Here is a 15018-nt window from a genome sequence, read left to right as displayed (position 1 = left end):
TCACACCCGGGGCCTCACCACCAGGCGGAGTCGAGACGGCTCTCGATCGCCCTGATATGGGTGCGGGCGCACTCTTCGCAGAAGTACTGGTGTCTGCCGTTCTCCACGGAACAGATCCAGGTCGGCGGTGCGGTCTCACTGTCGGCGGAGGTGCCGCACAGGGCACACGCGACCACTGCGGCGTCCCTCTGCGGGGGTTGCTGAATCCGGTGATGAGTCTCCTCGTTCACCTTGTGACGATAACTCCGTCGCTGCCGTGCCGCGCGGCACCACACGACACGACCGCACAGCACGACCGCGGGGCCGGTCCGTTCGGACCGGCCCCGCGGAAGGGGTACTCGCCATGCGTACTGATTACTCCCGGGCAGAGCGGCTGCCCGGCAGCGGGTGCTGCTGGTGTCCGGCCTGACTAGTGCATGACCGCCATGGCCAGCGCACGGCGAGCGCGCATCGAGGCGCGCTCGGCCCGGCGCTGCATCCGGCGCGCGCTGACCAGGCGGACGGCCTGGCGTTGCATGTCGGCTTCCCTCAGGCGGTCGTGCATATGCGCACGAGCCAGGGCTTCTGGGATGAGTTGCATCTCGCGGGTCCTGTTCTGACGCGAGTCGTTCGCGCCGATGATCGTGACGTTCGGTGTTGCGGAGCCGACGGGCTCATTCGTGGGGACGGTCATTGGAGCCTGATTTCGGGGATCGTGGGTGTGGGGACGGTCGATGGTTCCGGGGCGCTTCATGGGTTTGGGGGCCGTGACCCCCAGCACGGCGGTCACGCCGCGACCGGGTTCTTGCGCGGACGACCACGCGGCCGCTTGCGAGCCACGACGACGCCCTGGATGAAGAGCTCACCGCCCCAGACACCCCACGGCTCGCGCCGCTCCTTGGCGCCGGCGAGGCAGGCCTCCACGAGCGGGCAGGTGCGGCAGAGGGACTTGGCGTACTCGACATCGGCCGGCGACTCGGCGAAGAAGACCTCCGGGTCATAGGAGCGGCAGGGGACGGGCACGCCGAGGTTCTCGATGGCGTCGTCGAGCGCGGTGAGCGCGGTGAGGGGGATCAAGGCGGAGTCCTCCGTGAGGCCGGGCGGCGGGATCGTGTCGGAAGGCGGTACGGACGGGGCGTGCGCTTCGAGTTGCACGGTGGGTGGTGTCCTCGTCTGGTCGTTCCGGCCTGTTGGCCGGGGGGCGGCTGGTACCGGGTGCTGCTTGTCCCGAGGCTCCTTCGGGTGTCTCGTCCGTTTGGACAAAACAAAAGGGCCGCGGATCCCGAGTGGGGTTCCGCGGCCCTGAAGGCGCCGGCCTGATGGTGAATCAGGCTGGATCACTCCAGGGTTCAGGCCCACGGAAGGCCCACATCGTGTGATGGTGCGTCATCTGCTTCTTGGCGCCGGATTCCGCTCCCGCACCGACGGCCGCAAAGGCATAGGCCTGGGCCTGTCCCTTCGCTACTGCTGCTGCCGGTGCCTGGGTCGGTCGCTCATTGCGCTCCTGCACGGGGAGGCTCGCCAGGGACAGCGGGCTGACGGCGGAAATGCCGGACATACCGGTGCCACGGAGCGAGGACTCGGAAGAGCAGGCGAGGCCGAGCGAGCAGGCGGAGACGACCGAGAGATCGGTCACTTTGTTGGTCTTGATGATGCTGATCACTTCAATCGCCTCCTCTCGGCGTCTCGGGGGGACCGGCGAACCGGTCCTTAGTATTCGGATAAGTACAGCACAGGGCGAGGGCTTCAGAGAAGTCGCTGTTCCCGTGGTTAAGAACCTATGGTGATGACTGGGGCGGGCGCAAACTATTTTTTCGACGAGTTTTTCTCACACCTCGTCAACAGCGCCCCCGCCCCCTTCCCCCACCGTCTCACCTGCACAAATGGCAAGTACCGCGGTCCCGAACCGGTCCAGCTTCCGCGCGCCGACCCCGGAGATCCCGGCCAACTCGCCCGCGCTGCCCGGCACCGCCTCGGCGATCGCCATCAGCGTCTTGTCCGTGAAGACGCAGAACGCGGGCTGACCGATCTCCTTCGCCCGGACCGCCCGCCAGTCGCGCAGCCGCTCGTACAGCGCCTCGTCCATGTCTGAGGGACAGTCGTCACAGCGCATCAGCTTCATCTCGCCCGCATCGGTGAGAGTCTTGCCGCAGACCCGGCACCGGGCAGGGCCGCGCATGCCGCGTCTGGCGACCGGCCCGAGGCCCCGCTCGATCCCGCCGCCGCCACCAGTCGCGCTACGCACGCCGAGGGCCACCGAGCCGGGACGCAGTCCGTTCAGGAACCGGCTCGGACGGCGTCCGGCGCGGCCACCGGGCGAGCGGGACAGCGACCACGACAGCGAGAGGTGGAGGCGCGCCCGGGTGACACCGACGTACAGCAGCCGGCGCTCCTCCTCGATCTGCTCGTCGGTCTTGGCGTAGGTGATCGGCATCATGCCCTCGGTGAGACCGACCAGGAACACGGCGTCCCACTCAAGGCCCTTCGCCGAGTGCAGCGAGGCAAGAGTGACCCCCTGGACGGTGGGGGCGTGCTGGGCGGCGGCCCGCTCGTCGAGCTCCGCCACCAGGTCGGAGAGCGTCGCGCCCGGCTTGGCTTGTTCGAAGTCCTCGGCGAGCCGGACCAGGGCGGCCAGGGATTCCCAGCGGTCGCGCACCGCACCGGAGCCCGCGGGCGGTTCCGTGGTCCACCCCTTGGTGGAGAGCACCGCACGCACCTCCGCCGACAGCCCCTCCGCGTCGTCGAGCAGGGAGTCGTTGCCCCCCGCGCGGGCCGCGCCGCGCAGGGCGACGCCCGCCTCCCGTACCTCTGCCCGTTCGAAGAAGCGCTCGGCGCCGCGCAGCTGGTAGGGCACGCCCGCGTCGGCCAGGGCCTGTTCGTAGACCTCGGACTGGGAGTTGACCCGGTAGAGCACGGCGATCTCGCCGGCCGGGACGCCCGCGCTGATCAGATCGCGGATGCGGCGGGCGGTGCCCTCGGCCTCCGCGGGCTCGTCCGCGTACTCCGTATGGACGGGCTCGGGGCCGGGCTCGCGCTGCGAGACCAGTTCGAGCCGGTGCTCGGCGGCGCGGCCGCGGGCCTGGCCGAGCAGCCCGTTGGCCAGATGGACGACCTGGGGAGTGGAGCGGTAGTCCCGGACCAGCTTGACCACCGTCGCGTTGGGGTGGCGGGTGCGGAAGTTCAGCAGGTGGTCGGGGGTGGCTCCGGTGAAGGAGTAGATCGTCTGGCCGGCGTCGCCGACGACGCACAGGGTGTCCCGGTCTCCGAGCCAGAGATCGAGCAGCCGCTGCTGGAGCGGGCTGACGTCCTGGTACTCGTCGACGACGAAGTGCTGGTACTGGCGGCGGACATGGTCGGCGATGTCATGGCGGTCCTGAAGGATGGCGACGGTGAGAAGCAGCACATCCTCGAAGTCGATCAACGAGCGGTCGCGCTTCAGCTGCTCGTACATCGCATAGATCTGGGAGATCTCGGCCGGGTCGCGCGGGGCGTCGCGCTGGGTCTTGGCGACCACGGCCGGGTAGTCGGCGGGCACGGTCTGGGTGACCTTGGACCACTCGATCTCGCTGGTGACATCGCGCAACTCGTTGCGGTCGAGGCGGATGCGGCAGCGGGCCGCGGCCTCGGCGACCAGCTGGACCTTGCGCTCGACCAGCCTCGGCAGGTCACCGCCGACCGCTTTCGGCCAGAAGTACTGGAGCTGGCGCAGGGCGGCGGAGTGGAACGTCCGCGCCTGCACCCCGCCCGCGCCGAGCTGGCGCAGCCGTCCCCGCATCTCGCCGGCGGCCCGGTTGGTGAAGGTGACGGCGAGCACGCTCGTCGGCTGGAGTATTCCGGCGCGCACCCCGTAGGCGATGCGATGCGTGATCGCGCGCGTCTTGCCCGTACCGGCTCCGGCCAGCACACACACCGGGCCGTGCAGGGCCGTGGCGACCTCGCGCTGCTCGGGGTCCAGGCCGTCGAGCACGGCGTCGGCCGACTCGGGGACCTGCGGGAATAGGGAGGAATGCGTTGCTGCTGTCACCCCGCCATGCTGCCAGGTCGGAGGAGGTCGGTGCGGAGGTTGTCCACAGGGGGGCCGCATCTGTCGTACTAACGACCTCCCGGGAGCCCGTTCCCTATCGTGGGGGAGGTCGTAAGAGGCCGCGCACATAGGTGGGGCGGCCTCTGATGCGGGGGTGGCGGTCCGATGCGGGGGTGGCGGCCTGCCGCCCGATACGGGGGTGGTCGCGGGAATGGTGCTTGCCTCACGTACGTTCCCATTCCGTGCGGTGACGCACTTTCCAGCTTCTCCGCATGACGGATGAGACGGATGAGACAGACTGACGAGACAGAGGAGCGCGAAGACATGCCGGGCACTGTGACGATGTACAGCACCACCTGGTGCGGCTACTGCCGTCGGCTCAAGGGCCAGATGGACCGCGAGGGCATCGCGTACAACGAGATCAACATCGAGCAGGACCCGGAGTCCGCAGCCTTCGTCGAGAAGGCCAACGGGGGCAACCAGACCGTTCCCACCGTCCTGGTGGTCGGCTCCACGGGTGTCGAGGCCGTCATGACGAACCCGTCCCTGGCCCAGGTGAAGCAGGCGCTCGCCGTCTGATCCGGCAGCTCCCGCGGTACGCGAACGCCCTCTCCGGTACTCGACCGGAGAGGGCGTTCGCGTACGGCGTGGGCCGTATGCCGTGAGGGGTCAGCCGACCGTGCCCGGCTTCGGGAGCGGCTTGCCGTACCAGAGCTCGATCAGGCGGGAAGCGATCGAGATGCCGAACGGCGGCATGACCTCGCCCGACTCGAAGGCCGCCGTCAGGTCCTCGCGGGAGAACCAGCGGGCCTCCTCGATCTCCTCACCGTCCACGTCGATCTCCGACGAGGTCGCGCGTGCCATGAAGCCGAGCATCAGGCTGGACGGGAACGGCCAGGGCTGGCTGGCGATGTACTCGACCTCGCCGACCGTGATGCCCGCCTCCTCGAAGACCTCGCGGGCCACGGACTGCTCGATCGACTCCCCCGGTTCGACGAAACCGGCGAGCGTCGAGAAGCGGCCCTCGGGCCAGTGCACCTGGCGGCCCAGCAGCGCGCGGTCCTGGTCGTCCGTCACCAGCATGATGACTGCCGGGTCGGTACGCGGGTAGTGCTCGGCGCCGCAGGCCGGGCAGCGGCGGATGTGGCCGGCCGCCGCGATGACAGTGCGTTCGCCGCAGCGCGAGCAGAAGCGGTGCAGGCGCTGCCAGTTCTCCAGGGCCACCGCGTGCACCATCAGGCCGGCGTCGCGGGGGCCGAGCAGCAGCCCGGCCTCGCGCAGGCCGGCCGGACGGGCCGGCTGGTCCATGCGGCCGGGCAGGGAGTCCTTCTGGAGCGCGAAGTAGCTGATGCCGTCCTCGTCCGTACCGAGGAAGTAGCGGTGGGTCTCGGTGACCGGGGCCTCGAAGGCCGGGGTCATGACGATCTCCGTACCGCCGTCGGCCGTGTCGTCGATCAGCACCTGTCCGCCGGAGACGACGAACACACGGGTGGTCGGGTGGCTCCACGCGGCGGACAGCCAGGCCTCGTCGAGGCGGTGGTGCGCCGCCCGGTCGATGCCGCTGGGCGCCGTGAGACCGATGGGCCGGTCTGTGGTCGCGTTGTCGAAGGTGCTCACAGGTGCTTCCTACTCCCCCGGATGGATCGGGTGTTCAGAGGATTCAGCGGAGTGCGGCGGCCAGTTCGCCCCAGAGGTGGGCCGCTGTCTCCACGCCCTTGAACAGAAGGCCGAGTTCGACCTTCTCATTGGGCGCGTGCCAGCCGTCGGACGGAACGGAGATGCCCAGGAAGAGGACCGGTGCGCCGAGCACGTCCTGCAGGTCGGCGGCGGGCCCCGAGCCTCCTTCGCGGGTGAAGAGGATCTTCTGGCCGAAGGCCCGTCCCATGGCGCGGGCCACGGCCTGCAGGGCGGGGTGGTCCAGCGGCGTCAGGCAGGGGCGGGTGGCGGGCGCGAAGGTGATCCGGTGCCGGACACCGGCCGGAACCTGCGCCTCGGCCCAGGCCCGGACGGCCTGCTGGACTTGGTCGGGGTCCTGGCCCGCGACCAGCCGGAAGCTGATCTTCACCAGGGCGGAGGACGGGATGATCGTCTTGCTGCCGGCGCCCTGGTAGCCGCCGCCGATGCCGTTGACCTCCGCGGTCGGGCGGGCCCAGATGCGTTCCAGCGTGGAGTAGCCGGCCTCGCCCGACGCCGCTCGGGACTTGGCGGTACGCAGCCAGGTCGCCTCGTCGAAGGGCAGTTCGGCGAAGAGCGCGCGCTCGGTGTCGGTGAGTTCGGTCACGCCGTCGTAGAAACCGGGGATCGAGACCCGGCCGTCCGCGTCGTGCAGTGCGGCGACGAGTCGGGCCACGGCCGTCGCCGGGTTGGGGACCGCACCTCCGAACGATCCGGAGTGGATGTCCTGTTCGGGGCCGTGCAACTCGATCTCGCACTCGGCGAGACCGCGCATGCCCGTGCAGACCGTGGGGGTCGTCTCGTCCCACATGCCGGTGTCGGAGACGATCACGGCGTCGGCGGTGAGCCGGGCGGCCCGCTCCTCGACCAGGGCGCGGAAGTTCGGGGAACCTGACTCCTCCTCACCCTCGATCAGCAGCTTGAGGTTGACGGCGGGGGCGGTGCGGCCGGTGGCGGCGAGGTGGGCCCGGACGCCGAGGGTGTGGAAGAACACCTGCCCCTTGTCGTCTGCGGCGCCCCGCCCGTACATGCGGCCGTCGCGGATCACCGGCTCGAACGGGTCGGTGTCCCAGCCGTCCTCGCGGGCGGCGGGCTGCACGTCGTGGTGCCCGTAGACGAGGACGGTCGGGGCGTCCGGGTCGTCGGACGGCCACTCGGCGAAGACCGCGGGAGCGCCGGGCGTCTCCCAGATCTCGGTGACCGGGAATCCGGTCTCCTTGAGCTTGGCGGACAGCCACTCGGCGCTGCGTCGTACGTCCCCGTCGTGGACCGGCTGGGCGGATACGGACGGGATGCGCAGCCAGTCGGCGAGGTCGTCGAGGAAGGCTGCGCGGTGCTGTTCGGTGTACGTACGGACGGCGCTGTCCGGGGTCTCGCTCATGGCCTTGAGCCTAGTGCCCCGTGGGAGGTGGCTCGTCCAGCAGGAGCCGCTCCAGCTCCGCCCGGCCCGGGAGGCGGGTGGGGTGGACGGTCTCTCCGCTGCGTACGTACAGGAACGTGGCGGTGACGGCGCTGAGCGGCAGGTCGTGCAGCTCGGCCCAGGCCAGGCGGTACACGGCGAGCTGGAGGGGGTCGGCAGTGTTGGTGCGGGTGGTCTTCCAGTCGACGATCTCGTACGTGTCCCCGGTGCGGTACACCGCGTCGATACGGCCCCGGATCACCCGGCCGGCCAGCGTGATCTGGAACGGCGTCTCCACGCGGTACGGGGTGCGGCGGGCGTAGGGGGTGCGCTCGAAGGCCTCCTTGAGTGCGGCGAGGTCGCGCTCGTCGGCGATCTCGGCATCGCTCTCGTCCCCGCCCGGCAGTTCGTCCGGCCCGAGCATGGGCAGCGGCAGCTCCTCGAAACGGGACTCCACCCAGGCGTGGAAACGGGTGCCTCTTCGGGCCGCGGGCTGCGGGGGCCGCGGCATCGGGCGGGCCAGCTCCTGGGCGAAGCCGTCGGGATCGTCGGCGAGACGCAGCAACTGGGTGGCGGAGAGCGAGGCGGGTACGAGAACGTCGCGCACGGTGGCGCGGGCGCGGCGCAGTTCGCCGGTGAGGGCGTCGAGATCACGGTCCCAGGAGGCGAGCGTGCGGGACTCCTCGGGGGTGAGGCCGTCCCCGGGGGACTCGGGGGCGCGGGCGGCCGGGACGTGTGGTGCGGGGGCGGGGGGCTGAGCGGGGGCGGGAATGGGGAGATGAGCAGGGTCGGGGACCGGGACAGGACTCCGTGGGGGCTCCGTCGACAGTGCGTCCCAGTCGTCGGCGTCGTCGGGGAACGCCTCGTTGTCGGGGAACGGAGCGTCGTCGGAGAACAGCTCGTCGTCGTACGGGCCGTCATACGGATCCGGGGCGCCGGAGGGCGCTTCGTACGCATCCGACACACCCCCTGACGCGGCCAGGGCCTCCAAATGCTCCATCACCGTGTCTGCGGCGGACCGCCGCCGGGTCAGCGCGATGCCGTCCAGCGGAAGCGGCCACGCCCGGTCGGCCTCCTTCTCGGCGAGCGCCGGGTTCTCCTCGTCCTCGGCCGGTTCGTCCGCCCAGGCCTCGATCTCGCCGTGTCCGGCCGCGCAGTGCTCGTACAGCGCGTGCAGGAAGTCGGACGGGCCGCGCGGCTTCTTCTGGCTCGGGCCCCACCAGTGGCCGGAGCCGAGCAGCAGGGTGCGGGGCCGGGTGAAGGTGACGTATCCAAGGCGGAGTTCCTCGGTGTGCTGGTGCTCCTTCATCTCCTCCTTGAAGCCCTTGAGCCCCTTGGCGTCCCAGGAGTGGATGACGGGGAGGGTGGCCGTGTCCCCGCGCAGGGCGTGCGGGAGGACCTTGGACTGGGACGTCCAGGCGTCGCGGGACTGGCTGCTGGGGAACTGGCCGGTGACCAGGCCGGGCACCGCGACGACATCCCACTCCAGGCCCTTGGACTTGTGCGCGGTGAGGACCTTGACGGTGTTCTCGCCGCCGGGCAGGGCGTTGTCCAGGCCCTTCTCGTACTGGACGGCCGTCCGCAGGAAGCCCAGGAAGGCGAGGAGGGTGGCCTCGCCCTCGACGGCGGCGAAGCGGGCCGCGACATCGAGGAAGTTGGCGAGGGTCTCGCGGCGGCGTGCGGCCAGGGCGTGCGGCGACGCGGAGAGCTCGACCTCAAGGCCGGTGGTGGCGAGGACGCGGTGCAGCACGTCCATCAGGGGGTCGGCCAGTGAACGGCGCAGGTCGCGCAGTTCGGCGGCCAGGCGGGCGAAGCGGATGCGGGCCTCGGCGGAGAACGGAAGCCCGTCGTCCACGCCGCCGCCCGATTCGAGGAAGGTGTCCAGCGCGTCGGCGAGCGAGATCACCTCGGCCGGGTCGATGCCCTCGACGGCCTCGGCGAGGCGGCGGTCCGGGTCGGCGTCGTCCGCGTCGCCGTGAGCCGCACGGTGTACGAGAAGGCGGGCGCGGCGGCCGAGGAGCGCCAGGTCACGGGGGCCGATCCGCCAGCGGGGGCCGGTGAGCAGCCGGACCAGGGAGGCGTTGGCACCGGGGTCCTGGAGGACCTCGCAGACCGCGACGAGGTCGGCGACCTCGGGCAGGTGCAGCAGCCCGGACAGGCCGACGACCTCGACCGGGATGTCACGGGCCACCAGCGCCGCCTGGATCTCCGGGAAGTCGCCCGCGGTGCGGCACAGGACGGCGATCTCGCCAGGCGCCATGCCGGTCGTGACGAGGTGGGCGATCGAGTCGGCCAGCCAGTCGATCTCTTCGGTGTGGGTACGCAGCAGGGCACAGCGGACGATGCCGTCGCGCTCGGCACCAGGGCCGTGGCGCAGGGCCTCGACGCCCTCGTGCATGGCGCGCAGGGGTGCCGCGAGGCCATTGGCGAGGTGAAGGAGCCGGCCGCCGCTGCGGCGGTTCTCGCTGAGGGAGTAGCGGGTGGCTGGGGTGCCGTCGGCGTGCGGGAAGTGGCGCGGGAAGTCGTCGAGGTTGGCCACGGAGGCGCCACGCCAGCCGTAGATCGCCTGACAGGGGTCGCCGACGGCGGTGACGGCGTGCCCGGTGGCCGCCGCGCCTTCGGAGCCACCGCCTTCCGGACCGGTGTCTTCCGGCCCGCGGCCGAAGAGTGCGGAGAGCAGCAGGCGTTGGGCGACCGAGGTGTCCTGGTACTCGTCGAGCAGCACGACGCGGAACTCGTCGCGCAGGATCGCGCCGACCTCCGGGCGGGTGAGGGCCAGCTCGGCGGAGAGCGCGATCTGGTCGCCGAAGTCGAGGAGGTCGCGGCTCTTCTTGGCCTCGCGGTAGCGGCGGGTCAGTTGCAGCAGCTCTCGGCGGGCCTGGGCCGTCTCGGGGATCTTGCGCAGCTCGGCGTTGGTGAGCCGGGCCGATTCGAGCGTACGGAGCAGGTCACTGTCGTACTCCGCGAGCTGTTCGGGGCGTACGAGATGTTCGGCCAGCTCGGCGTCGAGGGCCAGCAGATCGCTGACCAGGGTGGGGAATGACCTGGTCAGGGCAGGGTAGGGGCCGGGCGCCTCGCGCAGTACCCGGGCGGCGAGCTGGTAGCGGGTGGCGTCGGCGAGGAGGCGGGTGGTGGGTTCGAGGCCGATGCGCAGTCCGTGCTCGGTGAGGAGCCGGCCGGCGAAGGCGTGGTACGTGGAGATGCCGGGCTCGCCCGGCGGGTTGTCCGGGTCGATGGCGTCCGGATCGGCGACCCCGGCCGCGACCAGGGCCTTGCGGACGCGCTCGGCGAGCTCGCCCGCCGCCTTGTTGGTGAAGGTGAGTCCGAGGACCTGCTCGGGGGCCACCTGCCCCGTCCCCACCAGCCACACCACGCGCGCCGCCATCACCGTGGTCTTCCCCGACCCGGCTCCGGCCACGATCACCTGCGGGGCGGGCGGCGCTGTGATGCAGGCCGTCTGCTCCGGGGTGAACGGGATCCCGAGGAGCTCCTTCAGCTGCTCGGGATCGGTGATACGTGAGGACACCCGACCGAGGCTAACCGGACGCACTGACAACCCGACGGGGCGGACGGCACGGCCACCGGCGACGTCACCGCCGAAGACGAGCCGCAGCGAATGTCTCACTCCAGGATGTGCCGACCCTCCGGCTGTGCGCTGCACGAGGCACGGAAGGCGCAGTGCGTGCAGTGCTGGCCGGTCGTGGGCGTGAACCGTTCGTCCAGGACCCGTCCGGCGGCCGTGGCCAGCAGGTCGGGGACCCACTCACCGGAGAGAGGCTCCTGGGCCTGCACCTTGGGAAGGGTGTCGCCGCCCTCCTTCTTGGGGGCGGGCTGGCGCAGCTGTACGAGTTCGGCGCCGCCGGGCACGGGGCGTCGCCCGTCGAAGATCTCGTCGACCGCCCCTTCCCGTACGGCCAACTGGTACACGGCGAGCTGGGGATGGCGGGTGACCTCGTCCTTGGTCGGGGACTGTTTGCCGGTCTTGAAGTCGACGACGTACGCGCGGCCATCGGCGTCCTGTTCGACGCGGTCCATGGAGCCCCGGATGCGTACCTCGTACTCCCCCGCCTCCAGCGTCACGTCGAAGTCGTGCTCACTGGCGGCCGGGGTGCGCCCGGAGCGGTCCATGACGTGCCAGCGCAGGAAACGTTCGAGGGCGATCCTGGCCTGTTCCTTCTCCTGCTGGGACTTCCAGGGGGCGTCGAAGACGAGGCCGTCCCAGACCGAGTCGAGCCGCTCCATCAGGACGGCCAGATCGGCGGGGGTGCGTCCGGATGCCACCTCGTCGGCCAGGACGTGGACGACGTTGCCGAAGCCCTGGGCGGCCGTCGCCGGGGCGTCCGCCTTCACTTCGCGGCCGAGGAACCACTGGAGCGCGCAGGTGTTGGCGAGCTGGTCGAGCGCGCTGCCGGACAGGGCCACGGGCTGGTCCCGGTCGCGGAGCGGGACAGTGGAGCGGGTCGGCTCGTACAGGCCCCACCAGCGGTAGGGGTGGGCCGCGGGCACGAGCGGCTGGCCCTCGTCGTCGGTGAGCGCGGCGAGGCGGGCGAGGCGGTGGGCGGCTTCCTCGCGCAGGGCGTCGGAGGCGTCGGGGTCGACGGTGGTGGCGCGGAGTTCGGCGACGAGCGCGGCGACGGCGAGCGGGCGGCGCGGCCGGCCGGTGACGTCGCGCGGTTCGACGCCGAGCTCCGTGAGGAAGCGGGACGGCTGATCGCCGTCGTCGGCGGGTGCCTTGACCGCGGTGACGACGAGACGTTCGCGGGCCCGGGTCGCCGCGACGTAGAAGAGGCGGCGTTCCTCGGCGAGGAGGGCACCCGGGGTGAGCGGTTCGGCCAGGCCGTCGCGGCCGATCCGGTCCGCTTCGAGCAGCGAACCGCGGCGGCGCAGGTCCGGCCAGAGCCCCTCCTGCACGCCTGCGACGACGACGAGGCGCCATTCCAGGCCCTTGGAACGGTGCGCGGTCATCAGCCGTACGGCCTCGGGGCGCACCGCGCGCCTGGACAGGGTGTCGGCGGCGATGTCCTGGGCGTCGACCTCCTCCAGGAAGTTGAGCGCGCCGCGTCCGCCGGTACGTTCCTCGGCGCGGGCCGCGGTGTCGAAGAGCGCGCAGACGGCGTCGAGGTCGCGGTCGGCGTTGCGGCCGCCCGCGCCCCCGCGCAGTGCGGCACGCTCCAGCCGCCCCGGCCACGGGGTGCCGGCCCACAGCTCCCACAGAGCCTCCTCCGCGGTGCCGCCGCCTTCGAGGAGCTCGCGCGCCTTGCGCAGGAGCGCGCCGAGGCGCTGGGCACCGCGGGCGTACGCCGGATCGTGCGCGACGAGCCGTTCGGGCTCGGCAAGCGCACGCGCCAGCAGGTCGCCGGAGGGCGCCGGTACGCGATTCCCGGCGGCCCGCTCCTCGTCACGCAGGGCCCGACCGAGCCGGCGCAGGTCGGCCGCGTCCATGGAGCCGAGAGGGGAGGTGAGGAGGGTCAGGGCGGTCTCGGTGTCCAGCCAGGAGAACGCTTCGGGGGCGGGCGGTTCCTCGGTGGGCCTGCCGGGTTCCCGGTCGGGTTCCTCGTCGAGATCGCGGTCGGGTTCCTGGTCCGGTTCCTGGTCGGGAACGGGAGCCTCCGTGCCCGGTGCACTCCGGCACAGGGCCGCCGTGGCGACCGCGCGAAGGGCTGTAAGGAGCGGGGCCACCGCCGGTTCATGCCGCAGGGGAAGGTCGTCGCCGTCGACCTCCAGGGGGACGCCCGCCGACGTCAGGGCCCGGCGCACGGAGGGGATCACGCGGCCTCCGGCCCGTACGAGCACCGCCATCTCGTGCCACGGGACGCCGTCCTCCAGATGCGCCCGGCGCAGCAGATCGGCGATGTTTTCCAGCTCGGCGGAGGCGGTCGGATAGGTGTACGCCTCCACGCTGCCGACCTCGCGGACCGCGGCGAGCTCCCGGTGGGCGCGGACCTTCGCGGAGGGCAGCCGGGTCAACGGCATCCGGCGGGTGAGCAGTCGGGTGGCGGCCAGCAGCTGTCCGCCGGAACGGCGCGAGGTGGTGAGGACGCCGACCGGGGCCGGGGCGCCGTCCGCCCGCCGGAACATGTCCGGGAAGTCGAGGATGCCGTTCACATCGGCGCCCCGGAACGCGTAGATCGACTGGTCCGGGTCACCGAAGGCGATCAGATCCCGGCCGCCCCCGGCGCCCGCAGCGCTCCCCCGGTTGCCGGCCAGCGCACGCAGCAGCCGTACCTGCGCCGGGTCCGTGTCCTGGTACTCGTCCACGAACACCGCGTCGTACCGCCCGGCCAGCAGCTCCGACACCTCGGGGCGCTCCGCGAGCAGGACGGCCCGGTGCACCAGCTCCGCGTAGTCCAGCACCCCCTGCGCGTCCAGCACATCCAGGTACTCGGCGAGGAATGCGGCGGCGGCGGCCCAGTCCGGCCGGCCGGTGCGGCGAGCGAAGTCGGCCAGCGCGTCCGGGCCCAGGCCCAGCTCGCGGCTGCGGGCGAGCACCGCCCGTACCTCGTCGGCGAAACCGCGCGTGGTCAGGCAGGCCCGCAACTCGTCGGGCCAGCGGATGTGCGGGAAGCCGTCCCGTTCCAGTTCGAGCTGGCCGGCGAGCAGCTCGCGGACGGTGACGTCCTGCTCCGGCCCGGAGAGCAGCCGCGTCGGTTCGGCGAAGAGGTCGGCGTCCTGATGGGCGCGGACCAGCGCGTAACAGAAGGAGTGGAACGTGGTGGCCTGCGGACCGCGGGCGGCACCGAGCCGGGCGGCCATCCGGTCGCGCAGCTCCACGGCGGCCTTGCGGCTGAACGTGAGGACCAGGATGCGGGCCGGGTCGGCGCCCGAGCTCACACGTGTGGCGACCGCCTCGACGAGCGTGGTCGTCTTGCCGGTGCCGGGTCCGGCGAGCACCAGGAGCGGGCCACCGGGGTGATCAACCACCGCGCGTTGCGCCGCGTCCAGGAGAGGGGGGTCCACGGAGCCCGGCGGGGTGCGCACCAGTCGGTACGCGCCCGCGGTCCGCTGCCGTGCCTGACGGTGCGGACTGTGCCGGGTGGTGGAGGAGGAGCTCACGTGGGTCGCCGGTCCTGGTGGGTGTACTGGGTGTACGTGTCGGGTGTACTGGATGTACGTGGGTTGTGCGTGCGTGTACTGGGTGTACTGGTGATGAGAGTGCGGTGCGTGCTGGGGACTGACGACGCTACGGCAGCGGGAGCGCGGTACGGGGCGAGTCCGCTGCGTGCCTCGTCACGTTCCGGCTCACGGGTGTCGCAGGTGCCACGGATATCGCAGGTGCCACACGCGTCGCAGGTGCCACACGTCTCGCTGGTACCACCCGTCTCGGGGGTGCCGTCGCGCAACGCGTCGTGTTCCGCATCACGCCCCGGGCCCGGCGCCGCGCATTGGGCACCCGAATGGCCGAAGCTGTCAGATATGCGCACCTCCGCCCCTGTCCCTGTCCGCGTCGACGTCCGCGACCGCGCGACCGGTGACGCCGTCCCACCGCGCCCGCTTCATGTCGAGGCGCGGCAGATGGCCCTCCGCACTGCGCGACGCCTCGCGCAGCGGGGTGCTCTCCTCGCGGTAATGGTCCAGCGCCCGCAGTTCGTGGCCGGGCAGCAGCGCCCCGTCGGCGCGCACCACACGCCACCACGGCACCGCGGCCCCGTACAGCGCCATGACCCGGCCGACCTGGCGCGGGCCGCCGTCACCGAGCCACTCGGCGACATCTCCGTACGTCATGACACGGCCGGGCGGGATCAGCTCGGCGACATCGAGGACCCGCTCCGCGTACTCCGGCAACTCGTCGATCGCCCGGTCGTCGCTCGTCCCGTTGCCACTCGTCCGGTGTTGACTCATCCGACCCATCCTGCCGTACACCACCGACAGCCCGGCCCGGTCCGCGGGCGCCCGTCCATGGGGCGTGCGTGCGGAAGCAAAGGAGCGTATCTTGCGCTTCGCG

The 15018-nt window shown here is 71.7% G+C and carries 11 protein-coding genes; 1 reads left to right on the top strand and 10 read right to left on the bottom strand.

What is annotated here, in order from left to right:
* Positions 1-14: 14 nt before the first annotated feature.
* From ACZ7L9_RS07045 to ACZ7L9_RS07025, 5 genes are all read right to left on the bottom strand, one after another.
* On the bottom strand, positions 15-230 hold the full coding sequence (locus ACZ7L9_RS07045; protein WP_471413239.1) for a hypothetical protein: 216 nt from the start codon (positions 228-230) through the stop codon (positions 15-17).
* A 179-nt stretch (positions 231-409) separates the two neighbouring features.
* Complete coding sequence (locus tag ACZ7L9_RS07040) at positions 410-733, bottom strand: hypothetical protein (protein ID WP_471413486.1); 324 nt, start codon at positions 731-733, stop codon at positions 410-412.
* 32 nt (positions 734-765) lie between these two features.
* A complete protein-coding gene (locus tag ACZ7L9_RS07035) occupies positions 766-1134 on the bottom strand; it encodes a WhiB family transcriptional regulator (RefSeq protein ID WP_389983063.1) in 369 nt (122 codons plus the stop codon).
* 172 nt (positions 1135-1306) lie between these two features.
* Positions 1307-1642, bottom strand: coding sequence for a hypothetical protein (locus tag ACZ7L9_RS07030; protein ID WP_471413237.1), 336 nt, complete (start codon positions 1640-1642; stop codon positions 1307-1309).
* A gap of 165 nt (positions 1643-1807) precedes the next feature.
* Positions 1808-4063 (bottom strand): ATP-dependent DNA helicase UvrD2, encoded by a 2256-nt coding sequence (locus tag ACZ7L9_RS07025; RefSeq protein WP_471413235.1) that lies wholly within the window; start codon positions 4061-4063, stop codon positions 1808-1810.
* 264 nt (positions 4064-4327) lie between these two features.
* Here ACZ7L9_RS07025 and ACZ7L9_RS07020 point away from each other — a divergent pair, with 264 nt between their 5' ends.
* A complete protein-coding gene (locus tag ACZ7L9_RS07020) occupies positions 4328-4582 on the top strand; it encodes a mycoredoxin (RefSeq protein ID WP_266748401.1) in 255 nt (84 codons plus the stop codon).
* Between the two features lie 90 nt (positions 4583-4672).
* Here ACZ7L9_RS07020 and nudC read toward each other — a convergent pair whose 3' ends face one another.
* From nudC to ACZ7L9_RS06995, 5 genes are all read right to left on the bottom strand, one after another.
* A complete protein-coding gene (nudC, locus tag ACZ7L9_RS07015) occupies positions 4673-5620 on the bottom strand; it encodes an NAD(+) diphosphatase (RefSeq protein ID WP_471413234.1) in 948 nt (315 codons plus the stop codon).
* A 43-nt stretch (positions 5621-5663) separates the two neighbouring features.
* Positions 5664-7058, bottom strand: a complete 1395-nt coding sequence (locus tag ACZ7L9_RS07010; RefSeq protein WP_471413232.1) for a dipeptidase — start codon at positions 7056-7058, stop codon at positions 5664-5666.
* 10 nt (positions 7059-7068) lie between these two features.
* Positions 7069-10602 carry a UvrD-helicase domain-containing protein gene (locus ACZ7L9_RS07005; protein WP_471413230.1) on the bottom strand — a complete coding sequence of 1178 codons (3534 nt, stop codon included), beginning with the start codon at positions 10600-10602 and terminating at the stop codon, positions 7069-7071.
* A 95-nt stretch (positions 10603-10697) separates the two neighbouring features.
* On the bottom strand, positions 10698-14129 hold the full coding sequence (locus tag ACZ7L9_RS07000; RefSeq protein ID WP_471413228.1) for an ATP-dependent helicase: 3432 nt from the start codon (positions 14127-14129) through the stop codon (positions 10698-10700).
* Between the two features lie 354 nt (positions 14130-14483).
* A complete protein-coding gene (locus ACZ7L9_RS06995; protein ID WP_471413227.1) occupies positions 14484-14915 on the bottom strand; it encodes an MGMT family protein in 432 nt (143 codons plus the stop codon).
* Between the last annotated feature and the right edge of the window lie 103 nt (positions 14916-15018).

This window comes from Streptomyces sp. NPDC111516, from assembly GCF_055635345.1.
This window is presented reverse-complemented; position numbering and strand designations above follow the sequence as displayed.

Excerpts from the sequence above, each read along its gene's own strand:
- ACZ7L9_RS07040 (WP_471413486.1), bottom strand. The coding sequence starts at position 733 with ATGAAGCGCCCCGGAACCATCGACCGTCCCCACACCCACGATCCCCGA.
- ACZ7L9_RS07025 (WP_471413235.1), bottom strand. The coding sequence starts at position 4,063 with ATGCGGCCCCCCTGTGGACAACCTCCGCACCGACCTCCTCCGACCTGG.
- ACZ7L9_RS07020 (WP_266748401.1), top strand. The coding sequence starts at position 4,328 with ATGCCGGGCACTGTGACGATGTACAGCACCACCTGGTGCGGCTACTGC.
- ACZ7L9_RS07010 (WP_471413232.1), bottom strand. The coding sequence starts at position 7,058 with ATGAGCGAGACCCCGGACAGCGCCGTCCGTACGTACACCGAACAGCAC.
- ACZ7L9_RS06995 (WP_471413227.1), bottom strand. The coding sequence starts at position 14,915 with ATGAGTCAACACCGGACGAGTGGCAACGGGACGAGCGACGACCGGGCG.